General features: G+C 45.5%; 12 protein-coding genes. 1 reads left to right on the forward strand and 11 read right to left on the reverse strand.

Annotation, left to right across the window (positions count from 1 at the left end; all coding sequences use genetic code 11):
* Positions 1-15: 15 nt before the first annotated feature.
* From EC604_RS07010 to EC604_RS07035, 6 genes are all read right to left on the reverse strand, one after another.
* The gene (locus EC604_RS07010; RefSeq protein ID WP_123063476.1) at positions 16-651 is read right to left on the reverse strand and encodes a YIP1 family protein; all 636 of its coding nucleotides are present in this window, start codon (positions 649-651) and stop codon (positions 16-18) included.
* The gene (locus EC604_RS07015) at positions 635-2059 is read right to left on the reverse strand and encodes a hypothetical protein (RefSeq protein WP_123063786.1); all 1425 of its coding nucleotides are present in this window, start codon (positions 2057-2059) and stop codon (positions 635-637) included. The genes EC604_RS07010 and EC604_RS07015 overlap by 17 nt, the downstream gene beginning before the upstream one ends.
* Before the next feature lie 66 nt (positions 2060-2125).
* A complete protein-coding gene (locus EC604_RS07020) occupies positions 2126-3007 on the reverse strand; it encodes a carbohydrate ABC transporter permease (protein ID WP_430538748.1) in 882 nt (293 codons plus the stop codon).
* Complete coding sequence (locus EC604_RS07025; protein WP_240036723.1) at positions 3004-3921, reverse strand: carbohydrate ABC transporter permease; 918 nt, start codon at positions 3919-3921, stop codon at positions 3004-3006. Before EC604_RS07025 ends, EC604_RS07020 begins: the two co-directional genes overlap by 4 nt.
* 58 nt (positions 3922-3979) lie before the next feature.
* A complete protein-coding gene (locus EC604_RS07030; protein ID WP_123063479.1) occupies positions 3980-6877 on the reverse strand; it encodes an extracellular solute-binding protein in 2898 nt (965 codons plus the stop codon).
* Between the two features lie 102 nt (positions 6878-6979).
* Complete coding sequence (locus tag EC604_RS07035) at positions 6980-8335, reverse strand: extracellular solute-binding protein (RefSeq protein ID WP_123063480.1); 1356 nt, start codon at positions 8333-8335, stop codon at positions 6980-6982.
* A gap of 274 nt (positions 8336-8609) precedes the next feature.
* Between EC604_RS07035 and EC604_RS07040 the strand changes: the two genes are divergently transcribed.
* Positions 8610-9374, forward strand: a complete 765-nt coding sequence (locus tag EC604_RS07040) for a helix-turn-helix domain-containing protein (protein WP_123063481.1) — start codon at positions 8610-8612, stop codon at positions 9372-9374.
* Positions 9375-9537: 163 nt separating this feature from the next.
* Here the strand turns inward: EC604_RS07040 and EC604_RS07045 are convergent, their stop codons facing one another.
* The 5 genes from EC604_RS07045 to EC604_RS07065 form a co-directional block, all read right to left on the reverse strand.
* Positions 9538-11175 carry a response regulator gene (locus EC604_RS07045; protein WP_123063482.1) on the reverse strand — a complete coding sequence of 546 codons (1638 nt, stop codon included), beginning with the start codon at positions 11173-11175 and terminating at the stop codon, positions 9538-9540.
* Positions 11150-12916, reverse strand: coding sequence for a sensor histidine kinase (locus tag EC604_RS07050; RefSeq protein WP_345789256.1), 1767 nt, complete (start codon positions 12914-12916; stop codon positions 11150-11152). The genes EC604_RS07045 and EC604_RS07050 overlap by 26 nt, the downstream gene beginning before the upstream one ends.
* A gap of 38 nt (positions 12917-12954) precedes the next feature.
* Entirely contained in the window at positions 12955-14646 is a 1692-nt protein-coding gene (locus tag EC604_RS07055; RefSeq protein WP_123063483.1) for an extracellular solute-binding protein, read from the reverse strand.
* 138 nt (positions 14647-14784) lie between these two features.
* Positions 14785-16320 (reverse strand): glycoside hydrolase family 43 protein, encoded by a 1536-nt coding sequence (locus EC604_RS07060; RefSeq protein WP_123063484.1) that lies wholly within the window; start codon positions 16318-16320, stop codon positions 14785-14787.
* Positions 16321-16412: 92 nt separating this feature from the next.
* Positions 16413-17942: a glycoside hydrolase family 43 protein gene (locus EC604_RS07065; protein ID WP_123063485.1), complete on the reverse strand. Its 1530-nt coding sequence runs from the start codon at positions 17940-17942 to the stop codon at positions 16413-16415.
* Between the last annotated feature and the right edge of the window lie 49 nt (positions 17943-17991).

Consider the following 17991-nt stretch of genomic DNA (forward strand, 5'->3'; position numbering starts at 1 on the left):
GTGATTTCCTCCTTCCTAACCCCGAAGCACTAATTCCTGATAGATCGTGTAGACAAAAGAGACAATCTGCTGCACAAGGCTAAAGAACAACAAGCATAGAAATGCCATAAATGCCATAGCTACAAGCGTGAGCAGCATCGTTAGAATCGTTTTGGCTGGTGTGTACTGATGCACGGTCATGTTGCCTACAAACAGCAGGTACACGGTCCAGCAAACCGCAATCGCGTTAGAAAAGTAATAAAATGCCGTTTCCTGTGCAGAAATAGCCAGACTTAGCCAGATCCACGGGAAATGCACCAGAAACATCGGAACCAGGGCAAAACACGTAGACATGAAAATTTCAGAGAACTTGCCTTCGCCGTCCATCAATGTAGTTAGCGACCAGTTGGCTACACACCAGAACAACACGGGAATAACAACGTACACCGTCTCAAGCAGGCTGTTCAGATACTTGGGATTGTTAAAATTAATCAGAAAGCCACTGTATTGGGCTTGCAAAATTTTGGTAAATACCAGTAACACCATAATCATCAAAGAGATTAGCAGTGTCGTTTTTTGATTCCGCTCATATTTCAATTCCCAATACCCGTCAAAGGGATGAAAAATGAGATGCAGCGGGTACTGGTACAATTGTTTACTTGATGCCTGCATTCGTTGTCCTCCTTTTCTGTCTGCGAACGATGGCGACGGTGACGAACGCAGCTACAGCCAGGAATATACCGGACATCACCCATGAAAAGTGCTCACGCATCAGTTCTTTACGATAGAGAAGAAAAGCTTTGGAATACCCTTGACGCTCCATGCTCTGTTTGAAGTATTGTGCCGACTCGGCATATTCTTTCTGGCGAAGCAGCGCTTTACCAATACCTGCATAGGCATATTCCAGATTGGCATTCATCTCGGCAGCCTTCGCAAACAGTTCCGAGGACCGATCTTCTTCTCCGTTGTAATAACTGCGCACGGCATCATGCAGTGTGCGTCCATACTCTGTGGTTTGGAATACTGTAATTTCACCAAGCGCTTTATCCAGTACAAGCATCCGGTCTCCCGCTCGCTCCAGCGCAACAGGCGTATTAAACATGCCCAACCGGTTCCCGATGCCACCAAAAATATGGAGCAGATAACCGTCGCCATTGTAGGTGAAAATACGGCCCCTGTTTGAATCGAGTACAGAGTACATATCGCTGTCACCTACATCGACATCAATCAGTCGGGATGGTCCAGCTTCTGTGGTATACCTTAGATCACCTTGAGGTGCTGAATATCCTTCTCTCCGTAAAATGTCTGTTCCTTGAGCATTTAATTTCTTGATCGGATCTTTGCCACGATCACCGCTGGTTGCGTAGATGAATCCTTCTTTGTCCATATCCAGATTGGTGAACTCGGTTGGAGTAAACATGACCATCTGACTGCGTTGCTCGCGAGTTGCGAATCGTTTCCAAAGATATTCGACCGGATCAACCTGAACCCGATTCGCACCAATAAAGGAGGAGAACTCGCCATCGGCGCTGAATTCCATGAATCCGTCAAATACACCTGCAGCCATCACGTAAATGCGCTCCCCTTGATCCATCACAATCCGAATAGGTTTAAATTGAAAGTTCTCATTTAACAAGTCCGACTTCGGTTCAGATACAATCTTCACGAGCTCTCCCTTGTTATTTAAATGCACAACCCGCTGATTATCCGAATCAGCTATCAATAAATCTCCTTTTTCCGTTACAAACAATCCTTGCGGATTTTTAAATTTATCTTCTTTGCCATCGTTTTTGAACGACTCAATCGTCCGTACTAGCTTGAAGTTGCGATCCATCTCTACAATTCTTCCATTGCCCGAATCAAGCACATAGACATGCTCATCTGTGGTGACATGCATATCACTTGGTTCCTTGAAAGGTGTTATATTCAGTTTCTTGCCTGTAATAATCGTTGTGGCTTCGTAAGCAGCCGGAGCTGGAACGGTATCTCCGTAATAGGAATAATGGTAGGCATCTGGCTCACCGTCTGCGCTCACAGGCAGTGCTGCTGAACTGAACAGCAGGAGGCAGACCATGCCCATGATGACCCATTTGCGTTGTTTCCATGTGCTTTTTCGCGTGCTATGTTGCACTTTGCTGCCTCCTTTCTATTCTTTCATGCCCGAAGTAGCCATCGTCTGCATAACACTGCTCTGAGAGATAACAAACAGCGTGATCGGTACAATCATGAGAAGCAACGCTACCGCTGCACCTACTCCCGCTCTTACAATCCCGCCCTGTACGATCTGACTGAGTGCATAATGAAGCGTTTTGAGATTTTCACTGTAGATAAAACTTCCACCGTCTGTTCCCCACAGAGCAGGGAACTGCAAAATCATAAGTGTAAGCCATGCAGGCTTCACGTTAGGCATTACAATGCTCCAAAAAATCCGATATTCATTCGCACCATCAATCTTCGCTGCTTCCAGCAACGCATCAGGAATCTGTTCCATGAACTGTTTCATCAGGAACAGCCCGAGTGAGAACGCCAGAGAAGGCACAATGATGGAAGCGTGTGTGTTGATCCAACCAAGCCAGGACATCACCATGTAGTTCGGAATTGCGGTAACGTGCGGCGAGAACATCAATGACAAAATGACAATGGTGAACAATATTTTGGATCCCGGAAAACGATATTTCGCCAAGGGGTACGCTGCTGCAGATGCAAGCAGGATGTGCCCGGCCGTGCCCACTAATGTAATAAGAAGTGTATTGGCAATATATCGAGATAAGGGTACCCATGAATTGCCCATCAGATTAATCAAATCTGCGAAATTTTCTGTCGTCGGATTGTTCACCCAGAAGCGCGGCGGGAAGATAAAAAGTTCATCCAGCGGCTTAAAGGCATTGTTGACGGCATAAATCAGCGGAAGCACCATGAATGATCCGAACACGGCCAGCAACGCAAACAACATGAAACTGACGGTAAATGACCGGTTAAGTCTCTTCGGCATGCCGAAGATCGCACGTACTTTGCTGGTCATCGTCATTCACCTATCTTTCTCAGCATTTTTTGCGTGAAAATGTTCGTTCCAAGCATCAGTCCAAACAGGACGGTTGCGATCGCTGAAGCGTATCCCATCTCAAAGCGAATCGTACCAAAGTCCATCAAATGGGTGACCACGGTATGCGCTGCATAGTTAACACTTGGGAAACCTGCCAGTGCAATCGAGATTTCGGCTACTGCGAACGAAGCTGTAATCTGCATGACTGCCCCAAACATCAACTGAGGTCTCATGGATGGCAATGTGATGTACCAGAGCTCCTGCCAGCGGTTTTTGATGCCGTCCACTGTTCCGGCTTCCACCAGTGAGCGATCAATCGTCTGCAAACCTGCTATAAAGGCCAGAAAGCTGGTTCCGAGACTAAGCCAGAGCTGTACCAGAATCACGATGCCGAGTACATATTTCTCATTGGCAAGCCACTGAATCGGCTCCAGAATCACGCCAAGGCGCATAAGAAAACCGTTCATGTAACCGTAGCTGTCACCAGAGAAGATGATCAGCCAGATGAAAAATACATTACCTGAGATCGATGGTGCATAGAAAACCAGTGTCATAACCGCCCTGACTTTAGGAGACAGCTCATTGATGATCCAAGCAAACAAAAAACAGGCGATGTAACTGACTGGGCCCGTGATTACAGCAAACAGTAACGTGTTTTTAAGTGCGATCAGGAATACGTCGTCGTTCAGGAACAACCGCGAATAGTTCTGCCACCCGACAAAACGAGGCAGTTCCAGCATGTTAAAGTGGAAAAAGCTAAGACCGAGCGATATGCCGACCGGAATGACCGTAAACATGAAAAAGATCAGCATAAACGGTGCCATTAAGACGTAATAATGCCTGCTGAGATACAGATTCCTTTTCAATAAGAACCACCAGCCGACCTGGCGTGTATGCATGACAGGAGCGGCGGCTGTCTTGGATGTTTTTACTTCCAACCGTTACCCTCCCTTTCTTTTATTTCAGATTAAATTCCTTACGTTTCAGTTCAATCTCATCGTCAATATAAAGTACATAGTCTGATAAAGCCTCACGTGGATTTTCATTCGCGTTAACCACTTTGCGGAAGGCGTTATCCAGATGTCGGCCTGTAAAATAACCTCCTGGCATCTGTGGGATTCCTTGCACCCACTCCCATTGCTTCTCCAGGTTCTGGTAATCTTTCACCGGCCAAGGTAATTGCTCTAATGCTTCAATGTTCGCTGTAGGATAACGAGCAGCCGCTCCCATCAGTCCTTCCATTTCTCGTCCATACTCAATCTGGGTTGACTCATCCGTCCACCACTTCATGAATTTCCATGCCGCTTCTTTGTTGCTGGCATTTTCGAGCATCATGACCGCACTGCTCGCGCTAGCTACCTCATGCCTTATAGAACCATCCGGAAGCTGCGTGCCAGGCACAATCGTGAAGTCCCACAGGTTACGGATTTCCGGTGCTAATACCGTCAGCATGTTATAGGTCGTGTAGTCGGCGATACCGATCGGCATTTCTCCTGTACGGAAACGGTTCGGGAAATCGGCTTTCAGTGGGAACTTGTAATTCGTATAAAATTGCGTCCAGCGTTTGAATGCTTCCATCGAAATTTCCGAATCGAGTGCACTCTTTTTCCCGTCTTCAGTGTAGAAATTCCCGTCATTTTGATACAACAGCATCGCAAAAGTTGCGTTAGGAACCATGTTGGCATTGTTCAGCGTATCTTCAATCGGCAGATAGAACTCCATATTGTGCTTCTGCAATACAGCGATCGCATTATACACGTCCTGCCAAGTTTTTGGTGGCTCCAAACCTAATTCATTCAAAATATCCTTGCGGTAAAACAGCATTGGAAAATGCTGTTGCTCCGGGAGTGCATATACTCCACCGTCATACTCATAAGGTGTTATTCCGCTTGCCCGGAATCTGCTGGCCACCTCTTTAAAATCCGGAAACTTGCTCAGATCCGCTGCCGCATTTCTCATCGCATAGTTCACAGGAATATCTTCACCCATCTGCATCGCCACATCAGGACCTTCTCCGGAGAGCGTTGCGGGCAACAAAATATTCGGCGGCACAAGCCGTAGTTGAACAGACACATCGGTATCCGGTGTAAACGTATCGTCAATCATGCCCTTAAGAACTTGAGCCTGATCCCGTCCGGTGGTGATCCATACGGTGATCGAGTCCTTCTTTTTCTCCACGTTACCGATGCTGTCATAGTCTTCCGTGTAGGAAGCGACATAAGCACCAAGTTCATGCTTCACCTGTTGGAACGCAGAAGCTTCGGCCTTTGGCATTTCTTGTCCTGGAGGAGCGACAACTAGATAATCCATTGTAATCGGCTGCTCACGTACGGTCAGAATCCACGTGCCCAGACCGCCGACGTTAATTTTGAACGTATCCAACCGTTTCGGAACGGTTTCTGGCCTTGCCGCCATATCCTTGAGCTGTACTACCATGGCATTCAGAATGGCTACTTTATCACTCTGTTCCCCGGTTGCCTTTTCGAGATACGCAGCGACAGAGGTGAGGATCTCCGCTTGCTTTTCAAAAACCTCTGTCATCTCTGGAATGCGTTTCTCCAGCTGATAATCCCGTAGTGGATCCGGTTTGTTGGAGGTAATCATCAAAATTTTGCGGTACATCTCATTCAACTCAAGTACGCTTGATTCCACGGTTCGTAGTAACGGGGCTATATCGCCGAGTGTGACAGTCATCCGTAAGCGGTGTTTTCCCTTCTCCAGATGAAACTGATAGGGTTCTTCTCCCCCATTTCCGAGCACTTGTGTCTGCCAGGACGGACTGTAGTTGAAGCGAATTCGCTTCATCTCTTCAAACGGAACTTTGCCGTTAATGGTAAGACTCCGCGTGGCATAGATGCCCCGAAGCTGATCCTGCTTCACTTTTAACGCTATCTGGTACAAACCATCCTCAGGTACATCTATCTCCCATTCGACCCATTCCCCCGGAAGTTTCCAGTTCACGCCTCCGATCGCATTGATCCGAATTTTGGATACGTCGTAGGGTTCAAGAGATGGACTGGATCGATCCGAGATGGGTGCAAGTGTAGGTGAAGATTTGGTGATCGCTTCTTCGCCTTGCACTTTTAGCATGGTGGGACTGGCTGCCTTTAAACCTAACGAATCATACGTCTTCTGAATTTCGGCATACGTAGGAATGGCCTCTTCCTGATACAGTTCGATGTAATCAATCGCCATACTCTCTCTAAGAGAAGTCAAAGCTAATTGCTGTTTGCCTTTTTCAAAATAAAACTGAAACGGTTCTTCAAAATATCCGGCACTGTCTCGAAACGAAGCGAGCTGCCATTCCGGCTTCTCCACCTGTCTTGGTCTGAGATCGTTGCCCCGATCATCTTGACGGACGTGATCTTCGCGATTGCCCCATACCCTGTCGAACAGAAGTACATCTGCTTCCCGAAAGGGAACTTCCCCGTTTATCTCCAGCTTGCGCTCGATTCCGGAGCTTTTGCCTTCGACAGGATAATAGTGAATGCGAACCTGATATAAACCACTCACTTGAACGGGAACATCCCATCGAATGGTTCCGGATTCGGGTGTAATGACAGCACTGCCATCCAGCCCTTCATATCCTTGCACCACCTTGAACTCTCCGTTATCCGCCTCAGTATATGCTTCACCTTGAATTCTTACGGTAGTATCGGGTTTGGCAGTGCTCGCATACGTTTCCTGATAATGTTCATAACTTCGTGAATCCCTGGTACCCGCTACAGCATCAAAATCCTCAAGTGCATGTACTGTCCCGGGGCTCTGATTCTTGGATGGATAGATCACGATGATCGAGAACACCAAAGCCAGAACAAGTGCCAGAATCAGTACCTTTTTCTTACGTGACCGCATGTTTGCATGTATCCCCTTTCCTGTAAGCGTATCAGCAAAAGAATGATTGACTAGGACAGACCGCACTTCTTACTCGCGCGTTCTGCCCGTATTTAGCAGTGCTTATTTGTATACCTCATCAATTGCGGCTTGGAAAGGAGCCTTGTATTTCTGAATCAACGTAGATACGGATACGCCTTCTTTCAGTTCTCCATCAAAATCCCAATATGGAAGGGACGGAAACGTGTTATGGTCGAGAACAAGCATGCCAGCTGCCACTTCTCTGGCATTGTTAATATCTGCTTCATCGGTCAGATGTCTTTCGAGCGTGGATTGTTCCGGATAATCATAGATGGAATCAATCTCATTGATTTTTTCCCAGATATACATCAGTTGCTCCGGATTTTCTACCGCTTTAGGGATGGTGATCGCTTGATAACGAGATTCACCGGAGTGGTATGCAGAAGCGCTAGGTCCTTTCGGGTACGGCAGGAAGCCGATATCATAGTCAGGCATATCTGTTTTGATGCCTTCAATCTCGTACATTGCTCCAGAATACATGAGTGTATTTCCTTGACGGAAGAAGGTAGCTGGTTCAGTCCAGTCACCGCCTTCTGTTGGTCTGCCCACTTTCTCTGTAGCCAATTTATTCAAGAAATTAAGCGCTTCTTTTGTTTTTGGATCTTCGAGGTTCTGTTTATCCTCTTTCGTCAGTGAAGCTTCGTTGGAATACAGGATTGGTTCAAGCAACCCTGTTTGAGCTAGGCCCCACGTATCCAGCTTGCCGTCATTATTCCGGTCTTTGTTGGCTTGCTTGGCTACAGCCAGGAAGTTATCCCAATTCCATTCGTCCGCATCAACATATTCCTGCAGCGGCTTCATACCAAGCTCTTGCATCAGAGTACGGTTGTAGAAAATACCGTTGATAAACGAAGACTTATCTTCCGTAAATCCGTAACCTTTACCTTCATATTGCATATATTCCTTGGTTGTTTTTTGATTGAATACCTGGTCGTTCTTAATATAATCATCTACCGGCCACAACAGATCTTGTTTGGTCAGTGCCGGAATCGCGTAGTTTTTACCGAGTCTGACAAAGTCGCCAAGCGGCTCGCCTGCCATCAAGGAAGCTACAACTTTCTCCTGATATTCACCAAAATCGATGGATACGTATTCGATATTAAAATTGTGTTTTTTCTTCAAAGCTTCGAGGTTCTCGAGTCGTTTGATATTGTCCGGATTGTTATCTGTAATTTGCATATCCCACCATGCCACAACCTTGATCGTTCTACCACCCATGTCAAAATCCATCTCCGGTGTAGAATTTTCATTTTTCGGCTCTGTTTCGGCTGGTGCTTGCTCCTCCTGCGGTGCCGGTTTTTCAGGTGCCGGCTCAGCAGAAGGTGCAGAACTACAAGCGTTGATCATCAACATGACCGCAAACAATAGACTCAGTAGCATAAACTTGTTTTTCTTCATTGTCTTCCCCCCTGATTGTCGTGTGCTACCAAAGTTTATCGTCCAAATGTAAGCGCAAACAACCTGCTTAAATACAGGTGTTTACCCGGTCAGATTATAGATCAGGTTCATTTGAGGAGTGATTTAGAGTATTTCACCTGCAATTGGTAAAGAAATGCACTCTCTGCAAAATAATGCACATTGTATGCGCTTTCTTTTCTTCCCATAATGAAATTAAGCCTTATTTCAGTTAAACATTCGATCGGAATATCAGGAGAAGGTGAGGTCATGCTTTATGTACAGTGTTTTACTTGTTGATTATAGCCGCCGCTTGTGTAGAGAGCTTGAACTGCTTCTTAAAGACAACAAACTCCCATTTACAATTACAGATTCAGTTTCCTCTTCAAACGCTGCTCTTGCCGCATTGTCTGACCGGGATTTCAGTGTTGTCGTTGTGCATACAGAGCATTTCGATACGGCTGGATTATGGTTGTGTCACCACATTCGAAAAACAAACGATATCCCTATCCTACTGCTTGGTGGAAGGGATCAATTCAGACTGGTTCGCAAAGCATTAACTTATCAGGTAAATGATTATTTACCCTCACCTTTTAGTGCTTCCGCGCTTGTACACAGTTTATACGGGCTTCTGAATAAACTTGGGCCTGTTCCTATGAAAAAAAAACCTGGCCTCAAGCCCACCATTCAGCTTAACGGCAAAGCGATGGATTCCAATCATGTGATTCGGATCGTGAAAGCTTACGTAAGAGATCATCTGAAAGAAGAGATCACGTTGAAAAAGATCGCGGATATGATGCATTTCAATTGTGCCTATCTAGGTCAAAAGTTCAAAATGGAGGAAAATGTTTCATTTAATGACTACATGCTACAGGAACGAATGAAAAAAGCCAAACAGCTTCTCCTGTCCACTGACCTGCGAATTTACGAAATTGCTTTGGAGGTTGGATATCGGGATATTGATTGGTTTTATAAAAAATTTAAAGCTTACGCCGGGTCAAGTCCTAATGCCTATCGCAGGCAAAAGGCTCATACGGCTTAATCCAACGATTGATATACGCAACCGAGTGGATACGGAGCGTATCCTCCATTTTATCCTGGATTATCTTAATTTTGCCGACAGTGTCTGCATATATAGAAAAATCTATCTAATGAAAAGCACGCAGGAGTTGCTACTCCTGCGTGCTTTATTACGTTCTTATTACTTACCGATCAGCCGAACGAGTCAGTAAAGTTTCGCGATACTCTTGAGGTGTCATGCCCGTCTGTTTTTTAAACAGCCTAGTAAACGAATGTGCAGATTCATAACCGACCTGAAGTGCAACTTCCCGCACCATAAGCTCATGGTTCATGAGCAGCTCCTTGGCCTTTCGAATTCGGCTATCATCAATAAATTCGGATAAATTAATGCCCATCTCCTGTTTGAAAAATCTGGATAGATACGAAGGATTAAAGTGATGCAGTTCTGCCAGTCGTACTAACGTAAGATCTTTTTCCAGATTACTCTTGATATAATTACACAAACTCTGTACGACCATATTCGCACGTTCCTCTTCGTTTGAACGTTTGAAGTTGACCAGCTCATCGGCTGCTAGATAGAGATATTGAACGGCATCTTTCATGCTTGGAAAATGATCCAAATGCAGAAAACTTCGCTGATCCGAGGTTTTCTGCTTGAGCCCCCAGCGATTAAATGCAGCGTAAATGGTCAATGCCAGATGATAATATGTCTCCATCGCCCGCTCCATCGTCATATCCTGTTGAAGGAGTTCTCCCACAAGTTCTTCGAAGATATCATAAAAGGATTGAAAACGCCCTGTCTCCAGAAAACCATTCATTGCCTCTACCCTGCTTGATATCCTCAGTGATTCCTTCGGAGTACCCGCTTGAGGCTCCTTGTAATTGTCTGTCAGAACCATCGACATCCCATCCCCAACTTTCATCCACTGTAACAAGCGTAGACGCTCGTATTGCTGTGGAATTTGGAACCATTCACACCCCCGCCCACTAAGTGTACATGCAATCGACACGCCAAGTGAAGCTAGACACGACTCCTGTACAAGCTCTAACGTTCCTTCCATGTATCTGGCGAAATGCTGTTCTGCATCTCGTTGCCCATCTTTAGGTTGAAGGAGCCATACCGTATCACCATAATGATCCGTAGCACTGGCACATTCCATATACTCACTCATCAACGATGTTCCAATAATCCGAATAGAAGATTGAGCACACCCTTGTTCAACTTCTGCTGGTTCATTTTGCTTATTCAATCGTGCAAGTACCAGAAACACGGGAGAATCAGCTTTTAAATGAATCTCCCTCTCCAGTAGTTCGGCCTGAATTTCAACCGAAGAAGCAGCAGTTGAACCTTCCTGAAGAAGCTTTCGGATGTATTCATCCTGCCTCAATGCGGTTAGCCGGGATGTAATCTCGCTTTGTTGTTTCAGAAGATTATGCATATCATAACTTTCCCTGATCTCTTCCATAACCTGCTCCACCATATGCATCACTTTGTCGTACCCTTCTGTCTTAAGCAGGTACCGTACGTTGTTCATCTGAAAGGCTTTGTAGGCATATTCAAAATCACTGTGTCCCGTCAGGAAAATAACACGGCACTGCGGCCAGCGGCTTTGAATCTCTTCCGTCAGCTCAAGCCCGCTCATGCCCGGCATACGAATATCCGTCAACACAATATCAATTCTGGAACGCCGCATCCAAGAGAGTGCTTCTGCAGCAGAATATGCTTTGCATACATCCAGCCGATCCGGCATGTGTCTCGCAAATGTTTCATACAAACTATCCGTAATGATTTCCTCGTCATCTACAATCAGAAGTCGATACATTCATGTCCCCCTCTTTCCACTGGATTCGGATAACAACTTTCAAACCTTGCAGCTCACTTCGTGACAGAAATAATCCGCTTCCTTCGCCAAATGTCAGAACCAATCGCCTGTGGATATTCATTAATCCCGTTATGTCATCTGTCATAGCCTCACTATGCAGGAGATGTTGCAGCTTCTCTATATCTTCTGTCTGGAGATCATGCCCGTTATCTTCCACCGTAATCTCCGCACAGGATGTCTCTATATGAAATTGGATACGCAAAAGACCTTCGGTCGTATTTTTTTCAAGGCTATGCTCATAGGCATTTTCAATAATCGGCTGTATTACGAGTCTGGGAACCTGAATCTGTTGCATTTCCAGCGGAACTTCCCCGAATTCAACCTTGATTCGTCTGGAGAATCGCAGTTGCTGGATATCCGTATAAATTCGGGAATGATGTACTTCTTCCTTCAGCGGCACATGATCTGTTCCATTACGAGTAATAAAACGAAAATATTCTCCAAGCATATTCGTAAATTGTTCGATACGATCCGTTTCTCCTGTTCTTGCAAGCGAGTTCAGAATGAAGAAACTGTTGTACAAAAAGTGTGGATTAATCTGAGACTGGAGTTGCTTTAATTCAGCTCGCTGCATCATCATCGTTTTTTTGAAATCGCGGTCAATCAGTAACTGCAGATTCTCAATCATATGGTTGAAGCGGCCATATAGGAATCCGAACTCGTCTTTGCGATGGTGTACGATCGGGATATCCAGTACTCCGCCCTCCATCTTTTTAAATCTTTTGACCAGCAATAATAAAGGAATGTGAATCAGTTTGTACGTAGAGTAGAGATAAGCTGAAATGGCAATAAACGATGTGATGGCAAAAATCCATGCCCATTTATAAAATTTGCTCAAGGGTTTGGTGACCATTTTCTCAGGCAAATATGTGGCAATGGATAAACCAAGAGGTTCCATATGATGTTGGTTCACATGGTACGCTGTATCCTCTACATTTACGCGAAAGCTCTCCAGTGAGTTCTTTTGACTATATTCACGGTAATTGGCAAGAATGATCTCGCGCTCTTCCCGGTCTAAAATAGCAAAACCTGTTTTGTCTTCAATAAGAAGGGAAGCACTTTCAGGGTATAGATTAAGTTGAGATAATTCATTCTGAAACGCAACATTATCCAGTTCCACCTGAACAACAAACAGCGGCGAGTCTCCCATTTTGCCTGTTAAACGGACAGCACTCAGATTTAGGGTATCGTCTTTGACTGCGAATCGAATGCTTTCTTCGTGCGTGAATGAACTGAAATAATCGTATGAGGTATTATTAAATTCATCAATGCCCTGCACTGCAGAGATACTCTTGTGGACTGTAGGAATATGTACATAAACGTTCTTGATATAAACACTGCTGTTTTTGAAAGAGGCTAGCCGTTCGGACAAATAATTTAGTATTTCCCGTTTTTCAATTTGGTCCATATTGTTCCAGAGGATCGCCAGCCGATTCAGCTTGCGGTCCTCTGCAATGTCAAACTGCTGCAACTCCATCCACTCAATCTCCCGGTTCAGTTCGGTTGCGTATTGACTTAACCGCCTCTCTGTCGAGAAAGAAATTTCCTGACTTGCCGTATCATAGCTCCAGTGGTACAAATACACGCCCAGAAGAATCAAAGGTATGACAAAAACCAGGTAGGTCATAATCAGCCGCGCAAATATACTGTTAAACCACGACTGTGCCGGTATTTTGAACAACGAATTCCCCTCCTGATTTCAGATCAAAGACACCTGCCTTAATAAGATAAAGCGAACGCCTGGTGATCCCTGGCGGCATCAGTTCTATACCATGCGTTCACCTCCGATGTAATCTCTTTTCCGCCCAGCTCCAGCCAATCTTCTACAAATTGATCGAATTCTTCAATAGGTGATCCATAAATAATATTCATAAATACTTCGAGTTGCAGATCCCGAAGAATAATCTGCCGGTCTACCATCGTTTCCGTAATTCCACCTGTGAATTGATCATAAAGAAGCTGTCCATTTCTCTCGTATTCATCTGCGATGCTAAACGCACCTTTTGGCCCATAGGTTTGTTTCCATCCCCATCCGCTCTTCAAGCCTTCTGATTCATACGCAGCAATTCGTTTGTGAATAGCAAGCGCTTCGTTCTCCAGTACAGAGAAGTCACCTGTATTACGTGCATCCCGAATATCTCGATATGCATCTAAATTTTTAGTTCCCGGAAAAGGAGTTACCGGAGACAGCATCCACACAGCACGTGAGTCGTCATTATAGTACGTTTCATATTCCGCATTCTGTCCCCAGTTTTTGTCCAGATGCAAATTCATTAGTTTAACGACAACTTCAGGATGAGCAAAGCCTTTTCTCACGGCAAAGTAATTCCCTGTATTGGAACGAAGCGGCACAATATTATTTCGACCTGCCTCGGCCACAAGTGGAAATGCCTGCCATTCTGCTTCCGGATCTTCTTCACGAGTAGACTGGACAACGAACGGAGTCCACTGCTCACCGTATAGCATGCCAATTTTCCCCTGTTGAATCAGACGATATTCCTTGCTTCCATTTTTGTAAGCAAAGTCAGGATCCAGCTGACCCTCAAGGTACATGGTCTGTAATACTTTCAGCGCCTTACGCACTTCTGGCTGTATGCCTCCATAGGCCAAACCGCCCTCTGAATCTTTAATCCAAATGTTCGGAAAAGCACCGTAACCGGCCATAAATCCCGAAACGCCCATAACCGGGTCCCAGAGATAACTCGTCAATGCAAGACCATAGGTATCTTGTTCTCCATTGCCATCAGGATCACGAAATGTAAACGCTTCCGATATTTTCAGCACGTCTTCCAGCGTTTCAGGTGCTGGCAGACCCAATTTATCCAGCCAATCTGTTCTGATCCACAAGTACTGTGCCGTTTCAATGGAAGAAGAAGATTCGGGGATTGCCATAAGCTTACCGTTAATCGTAGCTGCATCAAATGCGCCTTTCCCTTCGGCTTCCAAAATATTTTTGGTAAGTGGCGTGGCGAAGTCACGGTATACTTCCGTCAAATCTTCTATTAAATTGGCATTGCTAAGTTGCCTTAGCTGATATGGGTTAACTCTAACAACATCCGGGAAACGCCCGGCAGCAAGGGAAACCCCTAACTTTTGATTGTAAACATCTCCTGTTGCAATCCAGTCATACCGAATCTGAATGCCAAGCTCCTGTTCGTACAAACGAGTCCAGCGGTTATCGACCAGTGTCTCACCGGGTAGTTGCTCAATCATACGTTGCAGATCCTCTCCCGTTTCTCTGACAAAAGATACTTGAATGGGCGGGGAATAGGCCGACGAAGATAAGGCCTGCTGATCTTTAGATAAGGTGTCAATTTGCCCGGAGTCTCCCTGCGTATGTCCAGCGGGTATGCATACAGTTAAAAAGATAATAATTGTCCATCTTGTTTTGTACATCCATCGCTTATGCATGGTGACATGCCCCCATTTTGATTAAATGAACATATCTTTTTCTTTTCCAGAATTGTTATCATTGTACAACATTTGACCTGTCATGAGTACGAAAAAGCCGCCGTTTGGCGACTTTTATTTATAACTCTGAGCACGGATTTATGGAGCGATATGATATTCAAAATTCGAAAAGTCGGCCATGCCTCCAATCTCTTGTGTAGAGAACAGGAACAATCCAATTCTGCAACCCATAAAATGATCCAGCTTGTAAACCATTTTGTGCGGAGTCCCGAGGTTCTTCCATTCTGGCCCATCGAGATAGGCAAAACGACATTCATCTTGATTATCTACAAAATTGGCTGAGGCTTGCAGTTTCACTAGAGGTCCTGATACAGGTATACGGGCGTACTCTGTGGCAGGCTCCTGGTCAATCATACTGCCAAATATGCTGGTATCCTGACTCACTCTAGCCTGCATAACGAGGTAGTACTGACCTGCATTCTTGGTCATTGCGATCAAACCATAGGTGCCAATCAAAAAACATAGACCTGCATAATCACCATCATTCAGTCCACTACCATCCAATGTTACTGACGCTGCACAAGCCGGACCCATGGCACGCTGAGTGAGTGTGTTCACTGCAAATGTCAGGTTAGGGCTAAGTTGACCCGTCCGAATTCGATACACTCCCGGTACTTCCGTAACAGACCATAAATCATCATGCGGCGTATGATTCCATTGCCAAACGTCCCGAAGCCGCACCTTGCCCTGATCATCCAACGTATATTCGAAACGATCACTTGCAACCAGCGGTTGGTAACGGTAGTCCGGCCTTGTACTGGTCAGATCGATTTGTTTCGGAGCCTCTTCTGAAAATACGGGTGCCCCCTCCTCGAAACGCATCGGTACCAGAACAGGAATTCTCCCTACAGCCCCATGGTCTTGAAAAAGCACAGCGTACCAGTCACCATCCGGTGTATCCACGATGCCGCCTTGAGCGACCCCTGAATTAAAGTATCCCATATCATCATCGAACACTTCTCCGCCAACAAATGTACCATCCAGCGTATCCGCCCTGTAACAAGCTTGCGTTCTTCGCCCTGCTGCCTTCGTCATATGGATCAGGAAGACATAATAGATGCCTTCAATTTTGTAAAAATGTGCACCTTCATACCCCAAGTAGTGTGGCTGATGGTCTGTCACTATGATACGATGCCTCCCCTCCGGCTTGGGACCGGACAGATCGGTTTTTAATTCGGTCAAGTGAATCTCTCGATTACCATGCACCAGATACACCCGTTCATCATCATCAAAAAATAACGAGCAGTCATGATAGAATCCTTCTACAATCTGTTTAGTCCAAGGCCCTGTTATCGTTTCAGAAGTATACAGATATGTCTTACGTGTGTCATTGGCTACAAAGATGACGTAATACTTGCCTTGATGATAACGGAGTGAAGCTGCCCACATTCCTTTGCCATAGATCTGCTCCCCGTTCTCCAACCGCTGCGCTGGTGTGTTATCCAGTCTGTCATACACATACGCAGCTGTTTCCCAGTGGATCAGGTCGTACGAGCGCAAGATAACACATCCAGGCATCATATGCATGGTCGTACTTACCATATAATACGTATCTTCAACCCGAATGACGTCCACATCCGGATAATCGGCCCATATAATCGGATTTGAATACATCGTTTAAAACACCTCTTTTTTTGGAGTTCTGCATCCTATCTGTTCTGTCTGACTCCAGCTCTCCAATCAATGGGATAAATCCCTTCATGATGCTAGGCTTCTTCAAACATCCAGTGCTTTAAAAGGATACACGGGTTTTGTTCTGATGGCTTCAGTACAAGATAGAGATCGTGTTCATGCTGAGCGCCAGTTACTGATGTTAATGTCTCGATCCACTCTTGGCTTTCCGCTGATCCAGGAACATGTACCTTCCCAATTAACTCACCGTCTTCACGTCCTAGTCGAAGTTCAAGAGTACATGGCCCGCCTTGACTGCATACGGTTATAGTAAAACTTGCCGCCCCTTTTTGACCAAAATCTACACGCGAGATGGCGATCCAGCTTCCCCCATGCAACACACTGACAACTTCATCTTGCCTCGCAGACTCTCCTTTTTCTACTTGCTCCGAACCCGAGCCGCTTAATTGACGCGTGTTTACTCCCGCATTCCAGCCCATCGTTGACCCGCTGACCTTTTGATATGGATTGAATGATTTCAGTTGCTCTACACCTTTGTAGTCCGCTTGAATTGCTTTGATTCTTCCACTTGTATCTTCATACTGCACCTTGTTCAGATGTGTGGAACGATATCCTTCCGGAATATCCATCGCTTGGCACAGAGTCTGCGCATGATAAGCAATATACCACTGATTCGCCAGCGGGAAGATGGCATGATGATTGTTACCGCCAATTCCGAAGAAGTGACCCGGGTTTTTAAGGATTGTTCCCTGATACGTCCATGGACCCATCGGCTGCGCACTTGTCATGTATGCAATTTCTCCCGGCGACGGGCTATCCTCGTCACGTTCCACTTGGAAAAAGTTAGAGCAATACGTGTAATAGTAGATGTTATCATATTTATGTATCCCCGAATTTTCAAACATAAAGGGAGCAGGAATGATCTTGGCTTTACCCTCAACACTGACCATATCCGTTCCAAGTCTCATCACTCGCGCCGTATCGGGACGCTCTGGCTTCCCCTCGGGCACGCCTCCACCAAAATAAAGATAAGCTTGATGGTCATCATCCACAAGCACAGCAGGATCAAATAACCAGGTTACGTCTTCAACACCCGGCGTTTCTCTTGTCACCAAAGCCTTTCCGATTGGATCTGTCCAAGGCCCTATAGGTGTTGGTGCGCTCAGGACACCTATGCCGCTGGCATTATTGGCAAAATACAAATAAAAACGATCTTCGCCGTTCAAACTGCGATGTGCCGCTGCTGGAGCCCAAGATTGGGAAGCCCAAGTAGCTGCTCCTTCCGGACCTGCTACTTTGATCTCCCCATGATCTGTCCAGTTGATCAAATCATCCGATGAGATAACTGTAATTTTATTGATTGACTGATAACTGTTTTTCTGAGGAATTTCATTCGCGTCATACTCCAGTTTATCACTGGTCATATAGAGGTAGACCCGGTTATTAAACACGAGTGCATATGGATCGGCTCCAAATTTGTGTGCCATTAGAGGATTGGCGTTGGGACGAAGCTTCCCAATTTCCTTTTTTGTATGTTGCAAATCAGTTGTTAAGCCAGGTTCAGACTTCTGCTCGCCAGCTTGTGTCATCGTTTCTTTATTCATTTCATTTCCTCCCGTGAATAGAATGATCTTGCCATTATCTTCAAATCTA

It is taken from the genome of Paenibacillus amylolyticus (genome assembly GCF_003719335.1).
Classification (GTDB): domain Bacteria; phylum Bacillota; class Bacilli; order Paenibacillales; family Paenibacillaceae; genus Paenibacillus; species Paenibacillus amylolyticus_D.

Excerpts from the sequence above, each read along its gene's own strand:
- EC604_RS07010 (WP_123063476.1), bottom strand. The coding sequence starts at position 651 with ATGCAGGCATCAAGTAAACAATTGTACCAGTACCCGCTGCATCTCATT.
- EC604_RS07015 (WP_123063786.1), bottom strand. The coding sequence starts at position 2,059 with ATGGGCATGGTCTGCCTCCTGCTGTTCAGTTCAGCAGCACTGCCTGTG.
- EC604_RS07020 (WP_430538748.1), bottom strand. The coding sequence starts at position 3,007 with ATGACGATGACCAGCAAAGTACGTGCGATCTTCGGCATGCCGAAGAGA.
- EC604_RS07025 (WP_240036723.1), bottom strand. The coding sequence starts at position 3,921 with ATGCATACACGCCAGGTCGGCTGGTGGTTCTTATTGAAAAGGAATCTG.
- EC604_RS07030 (WP_123063479.1), bottom strand. The coding sequence starts at position 6,877 with ATGCGGTCACGTAAGAAAAAGGTACTGATTCTGGCACTTGTTCTGGCT.
- EC604_RS07035 (WP_123063480.1), bottom strand. The coding sequence starts at position 8,335 with ATGAAGAAAAACAAGTTTATGCTACTGAGTCTATTGTTTGCGGTCATG.
- EC604_RS07040 (WP_123063481.1), top strand. The coding sequence starts at position 8,610 with ATGTACAGTGTTTTACTTGTTGATTATAGCCGCCGCTTGTGTAGAGAG.
- EC604_RS07045 (WP_123063482.1), bottom strand. The coding sequence starts at position 11,175 with ATGTATCGACTTCTGATTGTAGATGACGAGGAAATCATTACGGATAGT.
- EC604_RS07055 (WP_123063483.1), bottom strand. The coding sequence starts at position 14,646 with ATGCATAAGCGATGGATGTACAAAACAAGATGGACAATTATTATCTTT.
- EC604_RS07060 (WP_123063484.1), bottom strand. The coding sequence starts at position 16,320 with ATGTATTCAAATCCGATTATATGGGCCGATTATCCGGATGTGGACGTC.
- EC604_RS07065 (WP_123063485.1), bottom strand. The coding sequence starts at position 17,942 with ATGAATAAAGAAACGATGACACAAGCTGGCGAGCAGAAGTCTGAACCT.